Raw genomic sequence first — 21,317 nt, 5'->3', positions numbered from 1 at the left:
CAACGCGCCGCTCGCCCTGAACTTGTCCATGCGCCACTGCAGGACCAGGTGCGAGCACCGAAAGGGCGACAGCGATGAAGAACACGAGCAGGCACCCCGCAGTGATCGATTTACTCGGCGGCACGCCCCATGGCGCAGGCGCGGACGTGGCCACAACAGTGTCTGCACCCACGCCTTCGCCAGCGCCGAAGCGTCCGTGCAAGAGGGATTTCCGATCGCACCGCTTGCGTTACGTCGCTGCCTTAATTGTCGTGGTCGCATTACTCGACTGGTCCGTCCTGCGCCTTCTCTCCGGCAACGACGAGCGCGCACAGGAAAGAATCGCCGACGAGGCGAACACCTCGGAATCGGCACCCGCCCTCGACGTCACCCCGCCCGCTCTCGCCTCCGTACCGACGACCGAAACCGACGCCACCGCATGCCGCACCGACCCCGGCGACCAGAAAAGCGGCCCCGGAGTCATCGCAGCGTTCGAATACGCCTACTACGTCACCCGCTCCGGAACAGCCGTCCGTGCACTCACCACCCCCGACACCTCCCTGCCAGCGAAGGAGAAGATCCAAGCCGGAATCGAAACCGTCCCAACAGGAACCACCCATTGCGTGCGCATCAGACCGATCTTGCCCGGTATCTACTCCGTCGCTCTCACCGAAATGCGTCCTGGCGAGCCGCCCTCACAGTTCCCACAGGCCATCACTGCTAAAGAATTTGACGGTCGATGGTTCGTTGACAGCATCAGTTGACCCACGAAGGCGACAACATTCTTCGAGAGAGATGAATCCCCAATGAATGACTCTGCCAACCGAACCCGCCGCGCTGTAACTGTCGCGGTCGCCGCCGTAGGGGCTACTGCCGCACCACATGGCAATCGATCCGACCAGTGACTCGTAGATCCTCGAAGCTAATGGAGCAGACTGGGACGTCACGGGTACCAAGGAGGCGTTCAACTGATGTTGGTTATTGGGATCGTGGTGTCCTACGAGTTTGATCTCGCGCGTTCTATCGAGGAGTATTCACCTTCTTAGTCTTTCGCGATGCGGTGTCCTCAAACAGAACACTCAAATCAAGCGTATCGCTGAAGCTATCGAGGAGATTGGTGCTCTCGTCGCGGTAGGAATCAAACAGGCTCTTCTTGTCCACGCCCTCGAAGATGGACTTCATCGAGACGTTCAGGGCCTGAAGCGCCAGGTCAAATGCGAAGTTGGCCATGGATTCGCACGCATCTTGGGACAGTACGCCGCCGTGGACGGCCGCGTTCCGTGATCGTCTCAGCCGCTGGGCAAGAGCGCCTACGCGTGTTCGGTCGTATTCAAGCTGACTCTTCAATGCAGCGGTGTCTTTGAGTATTAGCTGCAGGTCCCTAAGTGGACGAGCGAATACAGTCTCAGCTTGGATCTTAATCAACTCGTCAACGTGGTCGTGTATCTTTACGATGTTATATGATCGGTCGGATGAGCGTACCTCATCGATGATCTTTCGCCAGGACTCCACGACCTTTCGATCGGGCGGGTAATGGCCGGGTGGATTCGCTGCGGCTACGTAGAGATACTGTCCGATAGTGTGCCGCAATCTTAGTTTCAGAGTAGCGCCCATTAAGTAATTGTTTATGAAAGAACTCCATGACGGGCCTTCCCCCACAACCCATGATTTGACGTGCTCAACAGAACGAACCGAAGCCATTATGACTGACTCTAGATCATCATCCTTAGTTTTCAGCACAGCGTTGATGAGTTTTAGGATTGGCTGTGCATCTTCGATGGACTGCTGATTTATTGTCTTCGGTGAATCTGTCATATTCTTCAGTTTTGCGAATGTGTGATCATTCTCAATGAATAGCTTACTTTTAATGGGTTCGCGTCGCCCCCATTCGAGATTTCGATAAAAGAAAGTCCCCGATGCAAACTGAAGGTGACCACCCATGATGTTCCACTGATTTTCGTCAGGATACGTCAAATCCAGCACTGCTTTGAGCAATGACCTAGCTTCTTTCTCTGCCCGATGTACCGGTATGTCGACCAGCGATATGCGCGCATATACAACCAACGGTTCGTATGGGAAACCGAAGTATTCGTCTGCTTCCTGCTCAGCCCGGAACTTTTGAACTTCGTCGTCCAGGAGTTCTACTGGAGTGATCGAGTACGCAGTCGCTAGTGCAGTCGGATCGGTGACCATGTATGCCAGGCCTTTCCCTTCATAAAGCGTAATAGGACCATAAGCGACACTGTCTTCACTCGGAAGGTGTGCATCCTTGATCCTGAGCCATATTACGACGTCCCGTCGGTCTGGCTCACTTCCCACGATTCTGTCGCACAGGTTCATGCGTCCTTCTTCGTCGAGCTGTGGCTTCGCCATATCCTCGAATGATTGAACCTCTTCGACATCGTCGCCAAGCTTCTGTCGACTCGAATAGATGATCTGATGATTAGCGTTCGCAATCTCGACAAGGTCTCCGATTGGACTCGTCCAGCCGGTTTCTATGTATCGATCCTCAAGAATGGCGAACATGGACTCTCTGAAATACGAAATTCGATCTCTGGTAAAAGACGGGTTAATCATATCCTTGCATCCCTCCGTGAGGTCATGCCAGGAAGCGACAGCTGCCGCCGGCTCAAGTAATTTTTCTATCAGGTTTGTCGCTTTAGGGGCCACTTGATTCCTTTTTTGTTTTATCACCACCCGCTTTTCTCGGCCGTCGACAACTCTAGTCTCAATTACTCGATCTATCCGTGATATTACTTGGCTATAAGCATATGATGTGTGAGCGCTCATTTCTCTGCCGGAATATTCGTAGGAATCTCGCAAGTCTTGCAGTAAAGAATCCCAAACGCTGGTATCGGAGTCGATTGGATTCCGTGTTATACTGGCAGCATCACGGATTTCCTTAGAGATGCCCAAAAGTGTCATATGTCCGGAGCGGCTGAGAGTGGTTGTACCTGATCGAAGCTCATGTGATAGTTCTTCGATCCACCTTTCGCGCTTCTCGAACACGTTTCTGACCCCGATCCGGTTGTCGTCTTGGGTTGTAAGTCTCAGTATCCTACCAATGGTCATGACGGTTGAGTTGATCGGTTCGGTTATAAATCTGTTTATTGAGATTTGCAAGTTTTTTAGATTGAGGGGCATGAGTAAGAAGTCTACCGATCAAACTAAGAAGCGCTTACCAAGTTCTCGTGCCGGCTGTCGGCGAGGTAGCAGCCAAAGACCTCGAAGACTTTGATTCGTCCACGACGAATTGAATCGCTCTGGGTTCGGTGGAGACTTCTGGCCTTGGAAACGAGGATGCAAGCATACCGATTGAACGGGTGTCAGGGAGGCCGACGATGCGGCGGTATTCGCCGGAGGAGAAGGCCGGTGCGGTGCGGATGGTCCGGGCGTTGCGGACCGAGCATGGGACGACAGCGCGGGTTGCCTCGCAGTTGGGTTACGGGGTCGAGTCCGTCAGGTCGTGGGTTCACGCAGGCCGATATCGATGACGGTCTGACTGTGGGAGTGAGCACCGCCGAGGCCGATCGGATCAAGCAACTCGAGCAGGAAATCCGAGAACTACCGCGCGCCAACGAGATATTGAAGCGTGCGGCGTCTTTCTTCGGGGCGGAGCTCGACCGCTAGCACAATGACCGCGTTCATCGATCCCAATCGCGGCGATGTTATCGTGGGTCGGAGGCTCGGGGTCGAGCCTATCTGCAAGGGCTTGCAGATACCTCCGAGCAGCTAATACGCCCCAAAAGCCGACCGGCGTCGGCTAGATCGGTCTCCGATAGCCGGTTGCAGCCGGCGCCAGCGATGGCGCAATCCAACTGTTCGCCGAGTTGCTGCTGACGAATGTGCTCCCGCTGTCTAATTATTTGTGGAACACCAAGTATCGGCATGTGCGACAGGTGCCGTGGAACCGAAGATCAGGGCACTGCTCGCACAACATGCAACGATGCCCGCCACAGTGATCGCTGAACGCATCGGGTGGAGCGGGTCGATCAGCTGGCTGCGTGAACGCGTCCGGATGATCCGACCCGAATACGCTCCTGCGGACCCGGCGGATCGCCTCGTTCACGATCCTGGGGAGGTCGTGCAGTACGATCTATGGTTTCCGCCGGCGTCGATTCCGCTCGGCGGAGACCAGTCCGGTTCCCCGCCGGTGCTGGTGATGGTTTCCGCGTTCTCCCGGTTCATCACCGCGATGATGCCCAGTCGGGTCACCACGGACCTGGTCGCGGGCATATGGCAGCTGCTCTCACAGGATCTCGGTGCGATCCCACACCGGCTCTGGTGGACAACGCGTCCTGTATCGGTCGCCGCGGCAGGCTGACGGATCCAGTGACGGCATTCGTCGGAACCGTTGCCACGACACTGATCCAGCTCAAACCGTACGATCCCGAATCCAAAGGAATCGTCGAGCGCGCCAACCAGTTTGAAGGAGACCTCGTTCATGCCCGGTCGAACATTTCATTCACCCGACGACCTCAACACCCAACTGGCCGACTGGCTCCCGATCGCGAATTCTCGCGTTGTCCGCCGGATCGGCGGTCGCCCAATAGATTTGGTGACCGTGGACACCGCGGCGATGTTGTCACTGCCGCCGGTTCCACCGCTCACCGCCGCATACTCGCAGATCCGTCTGCCGCGGGACTACTACGTTCGGGTCCACGGAAACGACTACTCGGTAGACCCCTGGGCGATCGGACACCTGGTCGAGGTCGCTGCGGATCTGCGCCAGGTAGCGGTCACTCGTGAAGGACGAGTCCTCGCCGAGCACGAACGGCGATGGTTACGGGGGCTGACCGTCACCGATCCACTACACGTGAAATCAGCAGCCAGGCTGCGAGAAAAATGCCAAAACCCGACGCCGGCCGCCGAAGATCAGGATCGGTTGATGCGGGACCTGGGCGACTACGACCGAGTGTTCGGAGCTGAATTCCCTTGTACTGCATCATGTAACGATTAGGCCGTGCAATGATGTGCGCCGCGGATGCGGGAATCGGCAGCAAGACTCGCGGATCAGGCCCGCAGCGACGGATGGAGCCACGAGGACTACCTTGCCGCCGTGCTGTCGCGAGAAGTCACGGCGAGGGAATCGTCCGGCACTCAGAACCGTATCCGATTGGCCGGACTTCCGACACGAAAATCAGTGGAGGAGTGCAACTTCGACGATCAACCGTCACTCAGTCGAGAGATGTGGCATATCTGGGAGCTGGAGTCTTCAACGGTCAGGGGTGGGGGATTTGCGAGAGCAGTTCGTGTGGGTCGTTTCGAGTACGTCCAGACAGGCGAGACAACCCTGCTTCGGGAAACCATCGACGCTGCCGTCGCCACTCCAATCACGACGGCGGAACCGACGCCAGACTGCATAGGTCCCGGATACGACCTATCGGCCTTGGATGCCGCGCTGGGATGCTACCGGCGTTCCATCCGCGACTTAATCAACAAGCGGGGACCGACGGTAGTTGGACCGATTCGTCAGGCGACATCGGAATCATTGCAGTTACGAGATACTGGGTACGAGCTGTAGCAGGGGCTGACCCTGTTGCCGAGGTAAAATCGGAGCAGGAGCCTCAATGCCGGAAAGAACCGACGTGTCGAAATGGGTCACATACCCAGCGCGAGCCGCTTTCGGCACTGTGGTCGGCGCCGGAATCTTCCTGCTCGGCCGGAGCCTCGAGGTCCCCGGATCAGCTGAATTCTGGGACCTGGCAGCACAGCCATTGGCGACATCAGTCGCTGGCGCTGGAGCAATCGCCGCGGGCCTCTTGGCGCTGCACAACGGCGCAAAGACACGCGCGCTTGACGGTATTCATCATCAACTGACGATGGATCGAGACCGAGAGACGAACCTCCGAGACAGGTATACGACCGCAGCACAACAACTCGGGGACCACAACGGGGCGGTGAGGGAAGCCGGTGTCCACGCCCTCGCGGCATTGGTCGACGATTGGTTCAGTCACGGCGAGCTCACTGGGCAAAAGGAGCATTCGCATTCGCAAGCCAGAGTTTGCGCCCACTTGCTGTGTTCGTACCTTCGTGCGAACCGCCGTACCGACGCGGGAGCAGGAGATTTTCAGGCTGACGAAGGTGCGGTTCGAAGCTCCGTGGTGAGTGTTTTTCGCGAGCGCATTCCAGCGTGGAGGAGAGTCGAAGACGATTGGACCAAACAGGCAGCCATCGACGAGCGGAGCAAGATCGTCATCGACCTGAGCGGAGCGATTCTCCCAAATGCAGATCTCACCAAAGCCGACCTGAGAGACTCGATTCTCGTTGGCACGATCCTCAGTCAGGCCAACTTTGCAGAAGCTCACCTCGACGGCGCAATACTGAGAGACGCTGACCTCAGCTCGGCGAATCTTGTGTTCGCGAGCATGAGTAGGGCCGACCTCAGCAACGCCAATCTTTCCGGAGTCATGGCAATTAGAACGAACTTCGGTCGTACCCTCGCGGAGGGCGCGGTGTTCGATCGCGCCATCTTCTTGCAAGCCGGCTTTGGTGCCGCCAACCTTCGTGGTGCCAGTTTCAGAGATGCCGACAACTTCGTCGACGACCATCTCACGGGCGAGACCGTCTATTCGGACAAAACCATATGGCCAACTGGCTTCACACCCTCGACAGCAAAGAAGCTGGACGATGGCGCAGTTTGGGTACGCCGCTAACAACATCTAGAACAGAGTTGCTTGTCCAGGAACGGGATCGGTGTATTGAGCGCTGTGAGCTTCTTGATCTCCGGCTTCGACGTCCTTTTCAGCTTCCCGTCGATGATCAACTTGGTCCGCGCTCACTGCAGCGATGCAATTTCCCCGCATGGACGCCAGCTTGCCTCCAATAGGACCAAGCCGCTTCGATGAGGTATTGGTACCTCCACTGGGACCGGGGTTTCGCTTTGTCGGAGAAACAAGCCGCTGCGCTGGTGGCCAGCCTGCCCGACGGAGCCGACATGACCGCACCGAGACGCCCATCCTGCGAGTTTCCTGGCGTGGCTCCGCGGCTCGGGATCGAGCTCCCGATGAAGTGGATAAGCAGGGCTCGTGGGAGCATATGCCCAACGATCGGATTCGGTTGAAGTTCGACGAGATTCTCAACCCGATACAGCCAACAGCCGCCAGACAGCCCGAAATTTCGTGCGAAACAAATACATTCACGACACCCCGCACTATGCCGACATCATCATCAGACCGCAGCCGTAGGTCGTGCGGCAAGGGCAGTGACCACTGAGGCGTCCCGAACCGGGGGACTGGAACACTCCGACTGATTGCCATGGGAAAGGGTTCTTGCGGGCCCGCGTGCGCGCATCGGTGCACGCATATATACGCGCTGCGGGATTCGCCGTCGGGAATTGCTCGCCGAATCGCTGGTGGTGACCGGTTCTTCTCGCATGCGGTGACACAACCAGGGAGCGTGGTCGGGTATAGATACCGATCATAAGTGAGTACACGACCAAGGGTGGAGCCGGGTTGGATGAACTCGAAGCGGTGGGACGACGACTGATCGTCGCCGGTTACCTGCGGGGTGATTCGGTGCTCACTCCCGGCCGGCCGGTCTGGTCGGTCGCAAACTTTCAGGAGTTGAAAGCGATCTACGTCGATAGTCCTGACGAGGGAGGTCGGGATTTTTGGGACAAGTTGGCAGATCAGTTCGACGCGGCAAGCGCCGGAGCGATTCAACTCTTTGCCGAGATCTTCCTGACCAACATGTGGCCCTTGTCCAGTCTCCTGGGGCGGACGAAGATCGGGTATCTCCTGAGGTCCGGAGTAGCGGGCAGGGATCGTGTTGCTCGCGTCTTAAGGTGAATCGGATTCCGCGATCGCCGAGTTGGTGTCGACGAGGGCGAGTCCGACGCGCTCGGCGGGATCGGGTGCTTCGGACGGATCGCCCATCAGTGAGACAGGTTCGATGCTGAGACCGGTGATGATCGAACCAGCACTTGATCCGATGTAGGGCAATGCGGTTCGGACTTTCTCGACGAGTGCGTTGCCGGTGCCGTTACGGCGAAACGCGGACATGAGCACGAAGGTGTTGCCGCCGGCGACGTAGACGGCATCGAGTTCGTCGAGGACGGATCGGAACGTACCTGCTTGGTCGTGGTCACCGGCAGTGATGTCGGTCAGGGAGTATCCGAGCGCAGCGAGTTGCTCGTGTTCGGCGGCGACGAATTCTTCGCCCGAGTAGGGGAGCGATGCATCGTTGATGTAGCCGATATTGATCTCGCCGGGTTCCCGGTCGACGTGGGTGGAGATGAAGTCTTGGACGGCGCCGATGCCGAGGGAGAGCAGAAGCAGAGGCATCGGTCGACCTTATGGGTAGAGGCCGACACGTGCTGTTCTCGCCTCGCATCATGCAGCCGCACAGCGGTTTACAGGTGTGAGTGCCTGATCGCCCTTCCGGTCGAACCGATGCGCACTGCGCGCGCGGTGTGATCTTCGACGGCGCTCACCGCAGAGAATCGCACAGGGATAGGCTGGACGAATGCGTGGAGAGTACAAGGTTCCTGGTGGAAAACTGGTCGCGGTCGACGTCGAGGTGGCGGACGGTCGGCTGGCCGAAGTCGCAGTCTCGGGGGACTTCTTCCTCGAGCCCGACAGTGCGCTCGACGACATCAACGCGGCGTTGCGCGGAATGCCCGCCGACTCGGATGCAGAACAGTTGGCACAAGCTATCTCCAGTGCGCTCGACGAGTCCGTCTCGATGATCGGCTTCACGCCGCAGTCGGTCGGCATCGCGATCCGGCGCGCACTCGGTCACGCCACGAGCTGGGCGGATCACACGTTCGACCTCATCCCACCGGTGGTTCTCGATCCCGCGATGCACGTCGCGCTGGACGAGGTCATCGCGCGTGAGGTTGCATCGGGTGAGCGTCCGCCGACATTGCGTTTCTGGGACTGGGACTCACCCTTGGTCGTGATCGGATCGTTCCAGTCCGTGCGTAACGAGGTCGACTCCGAGGCGGCTGCGCGGCACGGCATCGGCGTGGTGCGCCGAATCTCCGGTGGCGGCGCGATGTTCATGGAACCGGGCAACTGCATCACGTACTCGTTGGCAGTACCGGCGTCGTTGGTCGAAGGTTTGAGTTTCGAGCAGTCCTACGCGTTTCTCGATCAGTGGGTCATGGGAGCGCTTGCCGAGGTCGGTATCAACGCTCGGTACGTGCCGCTCAACGACATCGCCTCGGACAAGGGCAAGATCGCCGGCGCCGCTCAGAAGCGATTCGCGTCCGGCACCGTGCTCCATCACGTGACCATGGCCTACGACATCGATGCGGAGAAGATGACGCAGGTGCTGCGAATCGGACGAGAGAAGATGTCGGACAAGGGAACCAAGAGCGCAGCCAAGCGGGTCGATCCGCTGCGTTCTCAAACCGGAATGACGCGTGCAGCGATCCTGGAGTCGTTTGCGCAGCACTTCCGCGGCCAGTACGACACCCGTGACAGCGACTACACGGACTCGGAGTTGGAGCAGGCGCGCAAGCTGGTGGACACGAAGTTCAGCACCGAAGCGTGGACTCACCGCGTCCCGTGACGCCGTTGTCTCGAGACACCGACAAACCGGGACGAGACCCCAGAGGTCTCGCCCCGGTCGACCTAGCTGGCCGGAGTCGTTGAGTTTGCCCTAAGAAGTTCAGCGTCGTCGTCGACGACGGAGTTCCTCTCCGGAATGGTGAAAGTTGCGCTCACACACAGGATTGCGATGACGAAGCACGCCAGTGTGTACCACAGGTTCCCGATGGGATCTCCAGCGCTGGTGGAACCTTCGACTGCGTCGAAGAAGTCCGGAAGCGCACTCGCCCACAGTACGGCCATGACAACCAGGTACACCACGCTGTAAATCTGGACGAACCTGTTGGTGTGTGCAGGAGCGTTCGATTCTGCCGAGCGCAGGTTTCTCCACTGGCGGACGAGAACCACGATCGCGACCACTGTGAGGACGGCGAGTTCTGCCGCGTAGAGGAACCCACGAACGGTGTCACTGCCCATCCCGAAGACCGTCGCCGGGAGCGGGAGAATGAACGTGCCCAGCGAGGCCAGCAGGCCGATCACGATGGTGCGCCAAACCAACTGAAGCCCGGAGAAGTGCTTGCCGGCATCGACATGCCGTCCGACGAAGTACTGGACGCAGAATGCCAACGACATCGGCCACAGAGCGGCGAAGACGACCACGCTGGGGAGTGGAACCGCGTCGAACATGGGTTGGTTGATCGGGTTCGACGTCGACCACTCCCACCACCGCAACTGGGGTCCGAGGTGATCGAAGATTTCGTAGAACGCATGGTGGACGAAGCCGACGCAGACTGCACCCAGCAGTGGACCGTATTTGCGGAAAACGCCGAGCATTCTGACTATTTCGAAGGCCAACGTCGCCATGAGCGGGTAGATGGCAATGATGTACAGCGGCAGTCGACCCCACATGAAGTCGACGGTGAACACGTTGTGCGCGAACATCGTGTCCACTTGTTCTTCGATGCCGAACGCTGCCGGGAAGTACAGCGGAGGCTCGATGATGAACAGGTAGGCGGTGGCGCCGAACCAAAGGACCAGGTTGGTGGGGTCGCCGTTGCGGCGCAGTCGCACGATCGCCAAGACCAGTGCGAGTACCGAGCCGACGATGATCGTCCATTCGAGTACGGGCAGGGTCCAGTTCTCGAGGGCCGCCGGGTTACGGAACTCGACGAGTCCACCTGCTTCCTGACAGGAGAAACCGAGTTCTGTTGCCAGTTGGGCAAACGTGGGGGAGCAGTGCTCTGCCATCAGTTGGCCCCTGACGTGATCGACTCTTGTGCCTGAGATTCGGCGGTGTACCAGCGTGTGCAGTCGTAGCCGTCGTCGTAACGCTTGAACCACTGGTCGGCCAGTGCGGGGAGCTTCTCGTGGTCCGGGTTGTGATTGGGCATCTGGCTGCGGAAGACTCCGCCGAGCGCGACGAGTTGTTCGCCGAGTTGTAGGTGATCGAAGGCGCGGGGCATGGTGCCCTTGGTCAGGTAGGGCGCAAACGACGTCAGAATCTTCTGCTTGGTGCGGTGTATGGCGAACATCGACAGTGAGTCGACTTGCCGTTCGGAGAGTGGAACGTGCTGGTTGAACCCTGCACAGGCGATGCGAATCACCTTCATGACGTGCGCGAAGATCGACGGCGCCATTCGCATCCGGTAAAGCTCGCTTCCGACAACGGAATTGAAGATGATCAGTGCCGAGCTGCGATGCTCGACCTCCTCGACGAAGTGCCAGATGAACAGTGATGCGACGCGGTCGTCTCCCGGACGGAACAAGGTCGCCTCGTTGTCGAGCATCAGTTTGAACACCGGTGTGAAGGTCGCCTCCAGATCTGCGGTGTACGCGAGCCGGTAGTTCAACGAGGTCGCCTCGGTGAGCAGATCGAATTCACCGATCACGGCGTCGAGTGTGTTCTGCAGTCCGGGGTATCGCCTGATCAGAGCTTTCACATGTTGGCGGTGGGCGGTCGAGTGGTGGCCTTCTTGACGCATGAATGCCACGGCTTCCTCGGCGACCTCCGGATCACTGATCCGCGACTTGGTTTGCATGATCATCTTCACGATCATCTTTTCGAAACCGATGGCCAGGAACGAGACCGCGTTGGACATGCTCGACCAGGCCGGATTCTCCGGGTTCCACAGGAAGGGAACGTCATGATCCTCGAATCCGAAATCCATCTTTCGGGGCTGAAGGTTGGTCACTTGTCGAACCTCGTCTTTCGGAGGGGCTGGTCAGGTGGCCGCTCTGGCACTCGAAGCCACGTGTGGCGGTAATCATACATATTGATGTGCAGTTGTATGTTCACTTTCGATGACGGGAGTGGATTCGGGGAAAGCAGATGCAAAACCTGCCTGTGTTAGCCTGTGGCTCTTGGACTTCGAGCGCAAAGACATGGTTCGAGCCTCGTTCGAGCGAGGAAGTGGGCAGTGGCACGAAGGCGTGGGTGGGGCGGCAATCCACCGGACAACGACGAAGATGCGTCACGTCGAATTGTCGAGGCCGCAGTCGAGCTGATCGGACGGACGAGTTCGGAAATCAGCATCGGCGACGTGGCGGAGTCACTGGGCGTGATCCGGCAGACCGTGTATCGATACTTCCCCAGCGCCGACGCTCTGATGCGGGCAGCGGCGATCGCGTCGGTCGACGGCTACCTCGATCGACTCACCACACACGTGAGCGGCATCGACGATCCCGTCGAGGCGATGACCGAGGGTGTTCTCTACACACTGACTCAGGTCCACCGAACACCGCATCTCGGCATCCTTCTCACAAGCACGAATACGAGTCTGCACCCGGAGGGTCTGACCTCTCAGGAGGCGCAAGCCTTCGGAATGGCGATGATCAACCGCTTCGACGTGGACTGGGTGCATTACGGCTACGACGACGCGTCACTTCAGGAACTGGTCGAATACGTCCTGCGGACGATGCAGTCGTTTTTCCTCGCGCCTGGCGACCCACCGCGGAGCGATGAGGAACTGCGGCGATACCTACGGCGCTGGATGGGTTCTGCGATCATCGCCCAGGCAAATTCTGTCAGCGATGACCCGATCAGCGCAGAAATATCGTCAAAGCAACGGCACTGACGCACGCGGCGATGACGACGGTCAGTGCGAACAGGTCGGCGAGCTGAGGGCGCTTGGGGTACGCCGCAATCAGTCCAGTGCCCCCGCGAGCGGAGATTGCTTCGCCCATTTCGGCAGACCGCCGAATTGCCACGGACATGGTTGTGGTGATCAGGTCGACTATCGAATTGTCGGCCGCGCTGTTCACCACAGCTTTCGGGCGCAGTCGTCGCGCCGCTACCAGGGTGAGCATCTCGTCGATCAACAGCGGAAGTGAACGAATGCAGAGGGCGGTCGCGATGGCCCACTCGTCGACCGGGATCTTGAATATTCGCAGCGGTCTACCGAGCGTTGCCAGTGCCGGCGCCACGTCGCTCATCGACGTGGTCCACGCCAACATCAGTGAGACGCAGAGCAATACAAGACCGAACGTCACAGCTTGCAGGTAGATGAACACCGCGTCGAGGCCGATCGGAAGGTTGATCAACGCGCCGAGCAGGATCAGCGCCCACAACCACCACGGAGGTCGGGGAACTGCAGTCGGGGGGATGCGTCCGATCACCGCGGTCAGCAACAACAATCCCAGTACGACGCCGATCGCAGGCCAGGACGGCGCGGCCACGACCACGATGCTGACGAGAACGACGGCAACGATCTTCGTTCCGGCCCATAATCGGTGGATCGGCGATGAAGTCGGGACTTCGCGCAGAAGTGTTGTCACGTCGTCGATCCTTCCAAGGCGCTGCTGGCGGCAGGGTCGAGGATGCGACCCTGCGACAGTCGAATTGTTCTGCTGCAGACGGCATCCATGCCGTCGACATCGTGGGAGATGACGACTACTGCGGTTCCGTTCCGACGAATCCACCTGAGTACGTTCAGGATTTCGTGTCGGCCGGGTGGATCGAGACCGGCCAATGGTTCGTCGAGGATGAGTACGCGGGGTTGGCGGACGAGGAGACCGGCCAGTACGACGCGTCGCATCTGTCCGCCGCTCAACTCGTCGATACTGCGGCCGGCGATGTGACGGTCGAGTCCGACGGCGTCGAGCGCCCAGGAGACTTGCACCGATCCGATCTCCGGACCACCGGCGGCCTCGATGTCTTCGGCGACGGTTCGGCGTTGCAGCTGCAGCCTCGAGTGTTGGAACGTCAGACCGACAGTGCCGAGCTGACGCGAGACGGGTTTGCCGTCGAAGACCGCGGTTCCCCGGCTCGGTGCGATCAAGCCCGCCATGATCCAGGCCAGGGTCGATTTACCGGAACCGTTGCCGCCCAGGACCAGTAGCCCGTCCCCGTCTCCGATGGTCAGATTCACGTCCGAGAGTGCGCGCCGCGACCACGGAGTCCGGTCGTTGTAGGTGTGGGTGACATCGGTGAGTTGGAGGACCGTTCGAGTGCCGGCCGGCCACGGCGCAGACGGCGGACCCGCGAACGTCGACGTCATCCAACCGGGTTGGTGATCGATCTGCCGTCCGCGTTGTAGTTGAATCACCCGATCTGAGTTGCGGGTGTCGGCGTGGTGATGGGTGACCAGAACCACGGCCATCGGATGGCGCCGGGGCAGTTCGGCGAGGAGCGAGACCAATTCCTCCCGGCCGGCCTGATCGACCATCGCGGTGGCTTCGTCCGCGATCAGCAGAGCGGGGCGCCGCGCCAGCGCGGCAGCAACCGCCAGACGTTGCATCTCGCCGCCGGACAGCCCTGAGGTCTCGCGCATGCCCATGCCGGCGAGTCCCACCTCGGCCAGCAGTGCATCGACGTCGGGATGCGACTCGGGCGGAAGCCCCCAGACGACGTCGTCCGCGACGCGGGTTCCGAGGATCTGGCTCTCCGGTCGCTGCAGGACAATGGCGGTTCCGCCGTGTCGGCCGAGGCCTGCGGACCCGGGTCTCGTCAGGCTCCCGACGGTCGGTACGCGACCGGCGAGCAACCGGGTGAGTGTGGACTTGCCCGAGCCGTTGTGGCCGACGACGGTGACGAACTCTCCTCGTCGGACCGTGAAGTTGACGTCGACGAGCGCCGGCGTCGATGCACCCGGATAGGTGAAGCCCACGTGATCGAAAGTGACCGGTAGCGGATCGATCGGACGGTCGTCGGGTGCTGTCTGGAGCGGGTCGGCCGAGGGGAGTGCAGCCAATCGATCGAGGACGGCACCGAGGACAAAATAGGAGACGACGGTGCTGAGGACGATTCCGGAGATGATCGACACGCCGATCCACAACCACCAGTAGTCGATGATCGAGCCGATGCTGTTCTCGATCCATTCGGCTGCGCCGACCAGCGTGGGGGCACGCTTCAAGATTGCGGCCACGCCCAGCGCGGTGTTCTCCAGCGAGGTCAACAACAAGGTGCGCAGGGGCGCGAGAACAAGCAACAGGACTATGGAGAACAACGCCAGCGCGGGTCCGATGACAAGCGACGACAGCAACGCGGAGATGAAGCCGAGACCGCGCCGCTTGACCGTACCGATGATTCCGCCGAGGAGAGCGCTCAGCGCGACCGCCGCCGCAGATCCCGAACCCGCTGCGACGAAAGCGACCGCAGTAGCCGAGACGCCAGCGGTCATCACGGCGCGGACTCGAAAGCGCTGGGCAACAATTCCCATCGGAACGGCGGCCACGAGGTTGAGGGCGCTGGCCATGGGGATGACCGTGGCAATGACGGACAACGCGACCGTGAATCCGGCCATGACGGCACCCGTTGCCAACTCGAGTGGTCGAAGGTTGCCGGTTTCGCGGACTTGCGGACGGTTGCTCACTACGTCCAGTGTGCCAGTGGTGACATAACTCCTGCCCGACTGATGGTGAGCGCATCGGCACGATTGCGTAGGCTTCACCTCAAACAATGCATCGGACGGAGCGTGGAAGACGTGAGTGCAGCACCCATCAGGGTCGGGGTTCTGGGAGCCAAGGGCAAGGTCGGTCGAGCGATCTGCGAGGCAGTGGAAGCTGCTCCCGATCTGGAACTTGTCGCTCAGGTCGATACCGGTGATCGCATCGAGACGTTCGTCGACACCCGCACTCAGGTAGTCGTCGATTTCACGCACCCCGACGTCGTCATGGGAAATCTGGAATTCCTCGTGGCCAACGGAATTCACGCCGTGATCGGCACCACCGGTTTCGACGAGTCCAGGCTGGCGACTGTGCAGTCCTGGCTCGACGAGCAGCCTGCAACGGGTGTTCTGATCGCCCCGAACTTCGCCATCGGTGCTGTGTTGTTGATGCGCTTCTCGGCTGCCGCGGCGCGCTTCTTCGATTCCGTCGAGGTCATCGAACTTCACCACCCCAACAAGGCAGATGCTCCCTCGGGCACCGCATACCGAACGGCCGCCATGATCGCCGAAGCTCGCGCGGAAGCAGGCGTCGGACGCAGCCCTGACGCCACCACGACCGAGCTCGAGGGTGCGCGTGGAGCCGACGTCGACGGAGTCCGGGTTCACTCCGTGCGGATGGCCGGACTGGTCGCGCATCAGGAAGTGATTCTCGGAACTCAGGGCGAGACGCTGACCATTCGCCACGACTCGATCGACCGGAATTCGTTCGCGCCGGGCGTTCTGCTCGGTGTCCGCCAGATCGGGTCACGTCCGGGCCTGACGGTCGGTATCGATTCCTTCCTCGATCTATGAACAAGACCACCCGCACCCTCGCGTTGATCGTTGCGATCTGTATCGCGCTCGCGGTGTACTTCGTGTTGCTCGGCCAGCGCGGAATCCAGCTCATCCAAGACGGAGGCGGCGCCGCGATCGGTCTCGGGATCGGCGTGCTGATCCTGCCGTTCCTGGGGCTGTGGCTCGTCATCGCCACCCTTCGTGCCGGCTTCACACACCAACGCCTCGCGCAGCAGATTCACGACGAGGGCCTCGCTGTCGATGCGTCTTCACTTCCGAAATTGCCTTCGGGCCGGATCGAGCGGGCGGCTGCCGACGAGTTGTTCGCTCAGATCAAGGTCGACTGGGAAGCAGACCCGGACAACTGGAAGCAGAACTTCCGACTCGCTCGCGCCTACGACTATGCCGGTGACCGAAGCCGGGCACGGGAAACCATGCGCCGCGCAGTGGAACTGGAACGTCGGTCGCGAGGCAAGTAGTATCTCCCTGCTAGGAACAGGGGTCTGCTGGGATGCTACCGCTCCGGAACTGTTGCGGGAGAAGACGGATCCGGAGTGGTGGGGTCGAATGGCGGCGGGTTGTTCGGGTCGAAGCTAGTCATCGGCACCGAACACGTCGCGCCCACTTCGGGATACGTGTTCGGGTTGACTCGTAGCGCCGAGACGAATTGATCGATGCGAGCGTCCTCAGCGTTGTCGAGTTTGAGTTGACGGCCCCAGGACTGCAGCGAGATCGGCGAATCCAGGGTCGGATACGGCGACATCAAGGTGTAGCTCATGCCTTCGACTCGCTGTGCCAAGCGCGCCTGATCCTCACTCGAGACCAGGTCGGGGTTGTACGTGATCCACACTGCCCCGTGCTCGAGGGAATGGACCGCATTCTCGGTTCGAATGGCTTGCGGGTAGACAACTCCGGTGCAGTTTGCCCAGACCGAATCATGGCGACCACCGAAGGGCGGTGAATGTGTGTACGCCACACGTTCGTTCGGCCGTACGTGTTGAGCTGCCGGGTAGTCGACCGTGACAACTCCGTCGATGGATTCGGACGGATCCGGATTGTCTACGCTCGGAACAAACGCATCCGGTCGAGGTGTTCCTTCGAGAGAATTCGCGCACGAAGCCAGCGCGAGAACTGTCGAGATCGCCACTGTTGCTCGAAGTTGTTTGTTCACTCGGCCATGATAGCGGCGCCTGTCCGCTTTCCCGAGACGTGAATCGACTACGACCCGAGAGAGCTTGTGGTTCCGCCCGAGAGCGCGATGTCACTGGCGCCTCGAAGAATTCGGAGCGGAGGCAGCGGCCCTTGGTATGCCTCGGAGCCACTGATCAGATCACCGGCCGCGTCGAACGCGATCGCTTCACCTTGTGGCTCGTCGGGAAGGGGCACACGAATCGGCTTGGTGGTCAAGGCTTTCGCGATATCACCGTCGGGAGCTGTGTAGAGGTAGACATCGGTGTAGGTGCGCAGCGCTACCACCGTGCCGTCTTTGCTCACGGCGCCTCCGGTGACAGCCATCGTTCCGGCGTGGGGGACCGGTCCACCGGAAGTGAGGGTGGGAGTAAATCTGAGCTGACCTACCTTGGCCAACATGGTCGGCGACGCCGTACTCAGATCCTGAACCTGCTGTCGTTCAGCGGTTGTGTAGACCACGCTTGCGCCCAGGTAATCCTTGGTGACGATGACCGGAAGCCCGTCGCTCTGGATCAGCAGTGTCTCGGCATCGTGCGCCCCGTCCGGATAAACCAGGGGGTAGGAGGTCGCGGCACCTGAAGTCGGATCGAGTTCGATCAGCCCGATCGACGTTCGTACCGCGTTGTTGTCGCCGATGTCTGCCAGCCACAGGTGGCCGTCGGGAGTCGACGAGAGATCCTCGACATCGACACGAGGGGTGCCCACGCTGATCCAGCGCTGAACGTGGCAGTTCGAATCGAGTTCGGCGACTCGATCATCGGAGCCGCTGTCGCCGATTGCGTATATCCCGGCCGCGGTGACGGTGAGTCCGGACAGCTCGGAAAGGCCTTCATCGGTGGGTGTGCACAGTACGTCGAAGACGCGCGGGGCCTGTTGCGCCGCCGCCGGAACAGTGTGAACGCCGACGACTGCGGCGGCGAGAAGAACCGATCCGGCAGCCGCAGCGACTGAATGGGCGAGCGGGCGATTCCACATCACGATGCAGTCCTCCGGGCCGAAGAATCGGGACTTAGTACCCAGAGAATACTGGACGTCCGTCTCACTTTGTCCGAATTCCAAGAAATCGCGCTTGCCGAGACGTCGTGATGCGTCAGTGATTCGCTGAGTGAATGTTGGTGCAGGAGGGGATACTCGACTCACCGGAGATCGGCGGCAACGAGCAGGAAGTGACGAAGCGATGGCGAAGCGTGATTCCGAAAAGCAAGGCGCAGATTCCCCGTCTCAGTTGATCGACCAGCGAATCGAGGAACTCGGAGACTGGCGGGGCGAGATGCTCTCCCGGATACGAACTCTGATCAAAGAGGTGGATCCGGATGTGGTGGAGGAATGGAAGTGGCGAGGAGTTCCCGTGTGGTACCACGCCGGAATGATCTGTACCGGTGAGACTTACAAGAGTGCAGTGAAGGTGACTTTTGCCAAAGGCGCATCACTCGACGACGCCTCAGGTCTCTTCAACTCCAGCCTCGAGGGCAATACGAGACGGGCGATCGATTTTCACGAAGGTGAAGCCGTCGACGAAAAGGCGTTCAAGGCACTCGTTCACGCCGCGATTGCCCTGAACACCTCGAAGAAGTGATGCCTGGTCAGAGCTGATGTTCAGCGAGGTCGAACGCACTGAGTAACGTGCGGAATTTTGTACTGGTCTCTCTCAGCTCGATTTCCGGATCGGAGGAAGCGACGATTCCGCCGCCTGCGTACGCCCGCGCCGAGAGGCCGTCTGCTGCAATCTCGGCGCAACGAATAGCCACCATCCACTCGCCGTCTCCGGTTCGGTCGCACCAGCCCACGGCACCGGCGTAGAACCCGCGGTCCCCTTCGGTCGCGGTGATGTGCTCGCGTGCGGCGCCCGTCGGTGTTCCGCAGATGGCGGGGGTCGGGTGCAGCGCCATTGCCAGCTCGAGCGAGGTCAGGCTCGGATCGGCCAGGACCCCTTCGATCTTGGTCCCGAGGTGCCACAGTTGCGGTGTCCGAAGGAGTTCCGGTGCGCTGGGTGCATTGAATGATGTGCACAGTGGTCCGAGTATCGCGCTGATGGAGTCGACGACAAACGCGTGTTCGGCGAGATCTTTGGTCGACGCGCGGAGTTGCTCGGCATTCGCCTCGTCCTGATCCGAATTCGGGTGCCGTGCAATCGAGCCCGCCAACGGGTGGCAGGTGACGACGTCGCCTCGCCGTTCGATCAGAACCTCGGGCGTCGAGCCGACCAGCGAACGCCCGCGGTACTTTCCTCCGGCGGGGGACAAGTCGACGCAGAAACCGTTGTGCGCGTGATCGAGTGCAATCAGTTTCTCGGCCAGAGCGGCGGGCAAGATTGTGGACTCGGCCTCGATGGTCAGGGAGCGTGCGAGGACAACTTTGTCGAGTTCGCCTGCTCGAAGACGTTCGATGGCGCCGCGGACTCTGTCGGTGTGGATCTGCGCGCTGGGTTCGAATCCGGCTACCCGCGAAGTGGGTAGCGTCGGTACGTTCGAGTGATATAGATCACCGCGGACTCGTGTGAAACTCAGTGGCGCGGTGAGGGCGGACGCCGTCTCCGGTGAGAACGGCAGGGCTCCGACGACCGAGTCGATGCGCCCCGTTTTGAGGGCTTCAGCGGCGTCGAAGGCCGAGTCGAATTCTTCGACTACTCCCGAAGTACGGATCGACGTTTGCCTACGTGAGAGCAGGAAAACGGAGTCCGTTTCATCGTCAGTCCGGTTGTTGCGCAACGGGAATTCGGAGACTTCGGCGAGTGCTGACATGGACACCCTTCCAGTTCGACAGGATTACTTGCTATGTTGAGGCTAGCCTTAGTTTGGGTGAATTTGTGTCGTGAGCATCCGGGTTGTGTACTTCCGTACCGTTATGGTTAGGCTGGCCTAAAGTAAAGGCGTGCGGACGGGGTCGACACGAGGGGTGGGTTGGCTCGATCTGAGCGCGTCGACCACTACTCGAGGAGACCGATGAGCAACACCGTGGACCGTGACCAGATCGTGCGCGACGTCGCCGAGGTTCTGTCGATGAGGGCAGAACAACTCGGCGACGACGCGGACCTGGGTGACGAAGGCCTGGACTCGGTTCGCTTGATGACGCTCGTCGAACGCTGGCGAGGAGCGGGCGCGGATGCCGACTTCGCGGAGTTGGCAGAAGAACCGACCATCAATGCCTGGGTTCAGGTGCTGTGCCCGCAGTGAGCGATCGCCGAATTGCCGTGGTCACCGGTGCGGCGGCGGGGATCGGCGCCGCAGTGGCCCGGACTCTTGCGCGCGACGGGTATTCGCTGGCACTTCTCGATCGCGACGACGTCGAACTGAAGCGGGCAACTGCGGAATTGGCAGAAACAATCGTCGAAGGCGCCGATATCGAGAGTCACGTCGTGGACGTGACCGATCGGCAGGCAGTCGATGCTGCAGTGGCCTCCACGATGGATACGTTCGGCCGGATCGACGCGCTCGCGCACGTCGCCGGAATTCTGGACACCGGATCGGTGCTTGACTCCGATCCAGACCAGTGGCGGAATTTATTCGGCGTCAACGTCTTCGGATTGCTCAACGTTCTGCAAAGTGTGGGACTGGAAATGCGTCGCCGGCGGGCTGGGTCGATCGTGGTGGTCTCGTCCAACGCGGCCGGTGTCCCACGTATCGGGATGGGTGCTTACGGTTCGTCCAAAGCTGCTGCCACCATGTTGGTTCGAACCGCGGGTCTGGAGTTGGCTGTCGACGGGATTCGTGTCAACGTTGTCGCTCCGGGTTCCACAGACACAGCGATGCAGCGGTCTTTGTGGTCGGACCCTTCCGACGATTCGGGTGCCGATGCGGTCATCGAGGGCAATCTGGCGGGCTATCGCCTGGGCATTCCGCTCGGAAAACTTGCCACCGCAGACGATATCGCGGACTCGGTGCACTTCCTGCTGTCCGACCGGGCGGCCCACATCACCATGCAGGCGCTGTACGTCGACGGCGGAGCGACGCTAAAAGCGTGAGATGTATTTGCTGACAGTACTTTCGAAGAGGAG

22 protein-coding genes and 1 pseudogene are annotated in these 21,317 nt (G+C 60.2%); 14 read left to right on the top strand and 9 right to left on the bottom strand.

Annotated elements, in window-relative coordinates:
• Positions 1-74: 74 nt before the first annotated feature.
• Positions 75-743, top strand: coding sequence for a DUF8176 domain-containing protein (locus AC2ETI_RS02805; protein ID WP_092764481.1), 669 nt, complete (start codon positions 75-77; stop codon positions 741-743).
• Between the two features lie 256 nt (positions 744-999).
• On the opposite strand, the gene AC2ETI_RS02800 is transcribed toward AC2ETI_RS02805, so the two are convergent.
• On the bottom strand, positions 1,000-3,123 hold the full coding sequence (locus AC2ETI_RS02800; protein ID WP_139182792.1) for a hypothetical protein: 2,124 nt from the start codon (positions 3,121-3,123) through the stop codon (positions 1,000-1,002).
• A 197-nt stretch (positions 3,124-3,320) separates the two neighbouring features.
• Between AC2ETI_RS02800 and AC2ETI_RS02795 the strand changes: the two are divergent.
• The 6 genes and pseudogenes from AC2ETI_RS02795 to AC2ETI_RS02770 all read left to right on the top strand — a co-directional run.
• Positions 3,321-3,774: pseudogene (locus AC2ETI_RS02795) on the top strand (transposase); the annotation flags it as partial.
• A 151-nt stretch (positions 3,775-3,925) separates the two neighbouring features.
• Positions 3,926-4,303, top strand: coding sequence for a hypothetical protein (locus tag AC2ETI_RS02790; RefSeq protein WP_220388528.1), 378 nt, complete (start codon positions 3,926-3,928; stop codon positions 4,301-4,303).
• Positions 4,304-4,423: 120 nt separating this feature from the next.
• The gene (locus AC2ETI_RS02785) at positions 4,424-4,939 is read left to right on the top strand and encodes a Mu transposase domain-containing protein (RefSeq protein ID WP_220388527.1); all 516 of its coding nucleotides are present in this window, start codon (positions 4,424-4,426) and stop codon (positions 4,937-4,939) included.
• Between the two features lie 24 nt (positions 4,940-4,963).
• On the top strand, positions 4,964-5,503 hold the full coding sequence (locus AC2ETI_RS02780) for an ATP-binding protein (RefSeq protein ID WP_483633537.1): 540 nt from the start codon (positions 4,964-4,966) through the stop codon (positions 5,501-5,503).
• 46 nt (positions 5,504-5,549) lie between these two features.
• The gene (locus AC2ETI_RS02775) at positions 5,550-6,635 is read left to right on the top strand and encodes a pentapeptide repeat-containing protein (RefSeq protein ID WP_483633536.1); all 1,086 of its coding nucleotides are present in this window, start codon (positions 5,550-5,552) and stop codon (positions 6,633-6,635) included.
• Between the two features lie 798 nt (positions 6,636-7,433).
• A complete protein-coding gene (locus AC2ETI_RS02770) occupies positions 7,434-7,769 on the top strand; it encodes a hypothetical protein (protein WP_483633535.1) in 336 nt (111 codons plus the stop codon).
• On the opposite strand, the gene AC2ETI_RS02765 is transcribed toward AC2ETI_RS02770, so the two are convergent.
• On the bottom strand, positions 7,761-8,264 hold the full coding sequence (locus AC2ETI_RS02765; RefSeq protein WP_092764474.1) for a Type 1 glutamine amidotransferase-like domain-containing protein: 504 nt from the start codon (positions 8,262-8,264) through the stop codon (positions 7,761-7,763). The genes AC2ETI_RS02770 and AC2ETI_RS02765 overlap by 9 nt on opposite strands.
• Positions 8,265-8,445: 181 nt before the next feature.
• On the opposite strand from AC2ETI_RS02765, the gene lplAB reads away from it, so the two are divergent.
• Positions 8,446-9,495 (top strand): lipoate-protein ligase LplAB, encoded by a 1,050-nt coding sequence (gene lplAB, locus AC2ETI_RS02760; RefSeq protein WP_019748138.1) that lies wholly within the window; start codon positions 8,446-8,448, stop codon positions 9,493-9,495.
• 62 nt (positions 9,496-9,557) lie between these two features.
• Here the strand turns inward: lplAB and AC2ETI_RS02755 are convergent, their stop codons facing one another.
• Together AC2ETI_RS02755 and AC2ETI_RS02750 are read right to left on the bottom strand one after the other, a co-directional pair.
• On the bottom strand, positions 9,558-10,721 hold the full coding sequence (locus AC2ETI_RS02755) for a DUF7802 domain-containing protein (RefSeq protein ID WP_483633534.1): 1,164 nt from the start codon (positions 10,719-10,721) through the stop codon (positions 9,558-9,560).
• The gene (locus AC2ETI_RS02750) at positions 10,721-11,665 is read right to left on the bottom strand and encodes a metal-dependent hydrolase (protein WP_483633533.1); all 945 of its coding nucleotides are present in this window, start codon (positions 11,663-11,665) and stop codon (positions 10,721-10,723) included. The genes AC2ETI_RS02755 and AC2ETI_RS02750 overlap by 1 nt, the downstream gene beginning before the upstream one ends.
• Before the next feature lie 225 nt (positions 11,666-11,890).
• Between AC2ETI_RS02750 and AC2ETI_RS02745 the strand changes: the two genes are divergently transcribed.
• Positions 11,891-12,547 (top strand): TetR/AcrR family transcriptional regulator, encoded by a 657-nt coding sequence (locus tag AC2ETI_RS02745; RefSeq protein WP_483633532.1) that lies wholly within the window; start codon positions 11,891-11,893, stop codon positions 12,545-12,547.
• Here AC2ETI_RS02745 and AC2ETI_RS02740 read toward each other — a convergent pair.
• Together AC2ETI_RS02740 and AC2ETI_RS02735 are read right to left on the bottom strand one after the other, a co-directional pair.
• Positions 12,513-13,247 (bottom strand): energy-coupling factor transporter transmembrane component T family protein, encoded by a 735-nt coding sequence (locus tag AC2ETI_RS02740; RefSeq protein ID WP_483633531.1) that lies wholly within the window; start codon positions 13,245-13,247, stop codon positions 12,513-12,515. The two genes, AC2ETI_RS02745 and AC2ETI_RS02740, sit on opposite strands and share 35 nt — an antisense overlap.
• On the bottom strand, positions 13,244-15,283 hold the full coding sequence (locus AC2ETI_RS02735; RefSeq protein ID WP_483633530.1) for an ABC transporter ATP-binding protein: 2,040 nt from the start codon (positions 15,281-15,283) through the stop codon (positions 13,244-13,246). Before AC2ETI_RS02735 ends, AC2ETI_RS02740 begins: the two co-directional genes overlap by 4 nt.
• A 102-nt stretch (positions 15,284-15,385) precedes the next feature.
• On the opposite strand from AC2ETI_RS02735, the gene dapB reads away from it, so the two are divergent.
• Entirely contained in the window at positions 15,386-16,150 is a 765-nt protein-coding gene (dapB, locus tag AC2ETI_RS02730; RefSeq protein WP_019748144.1) for a 4-hydroxy-tetrahydrodipicolinate reductase, read from the top strand.
• Positions 16,147-16,611, top strand: coding sequence for a hypothetical protein (locus tag AC2ETI_RS02725; protein WP_020907483.1), 465 nt, complete (start codon positions 16,147-16,149; stop codon positions 16,609-16,611). The genes dapB and AC2ETI_RS02725 overlap by 4 nt, the downstream gene beginning before the upstream one ends.
• Positions 16,612-16,646: 35 nt before the next feature.
• On the opposite strand, the gene AC2ETI_RS02720 is transcribed toward AC2ETI_RS02725, so the two are convergent.
• A complete protein-coding gene (locus AC2ETI_RS02720) occupies positions 16,647-17,303 on the bottom strand; it encodes a thioredoxin-like domain-containing protein (protein ID WP_019748146.1) in 657 nt (218 codons plus the stop codon).
• Between the two features lie 47 nt (positions 17,304-17,350).
• Positions 17,351-18,298, bottom strand: a complete 948-nt coding sequence (locus tag AC2ETI_RS02715; protein ID WP_254664923.1) for a hypothetical protein — start codon at positions 18,296-18,298, stop codon at positions 17,351-17,353.
• 202 nt (positions 18,299-18,500) lie between these two features.
• Between AC2ETI_RS02715 and AC2ETI_RS02710 the strand changes: the two genes are divergently transcribed.
• Positions 18,501-18,899, top strand: coding sequence for a DUF1801 domain-containing protein (locus tag AC2ETI_RS02710; protein WP_020907486.1), 399 nt, complete (start codon positions 18,501-18,503; stop codon positions 18,897-18,899).
• A 7-nt stretch (positions 18,900-18,906) separates the two neighbouring features.
• Here the strand turns inward: AC2ETI_RS02710 and AC2ETI_RS02705 are convergent, their stop codons facing one another.
• On the bottom strand, positions 18,907-20,064 hold the full coding sequence (locus AC2ETI_RS02705; RefSeq protein WP_269577295.1) for an isochorismate synthase: 1,158 nt from the start codon (positions 20,062-20,064) through the stop codon (positions 18,907-18,909).
• Positions 20,065-20,265: 201 nt separating this feature from the next.
• On the opposite strand from AC2ETI_RS02705, the gene AC2ETI_RS02700 reads away from it, so the two are divergent.
• Positions 20,266-20,496: a phosphopantetheine-binding protein gene (locus AC2ETI_RS02700; protein ID WP_003942230.1), complete on the top strand. Its 231-nt coding sequence runs from the start codon at positions 20,266-20,268 to the stop codon at positions 20,494-20,496.
• Positions 20,484-21,284, top strand: a complete 801-nt coding sequence (locus AC2ETI_RS02695; protein WP_483633529.1) for an SDR family oxidoreductase — start codon at positions 20,484-20,486, stop codon at positions 21,282-21,284. The genes AC2ETI_RS02700 and AC2ETI_RS02695 overlap by 13 nt, the downstream gene beginning before the upstream one ends.
• Positions 21,285-21,317 lie beyond the last annotated feature (33 nt).

Source organism: Rhodococcus sp. MurmanLake-1, from assembly GCF_056945715.1.
This window is presented reverse-complemented; position numbering and strand designations above follow the sequence as displayed.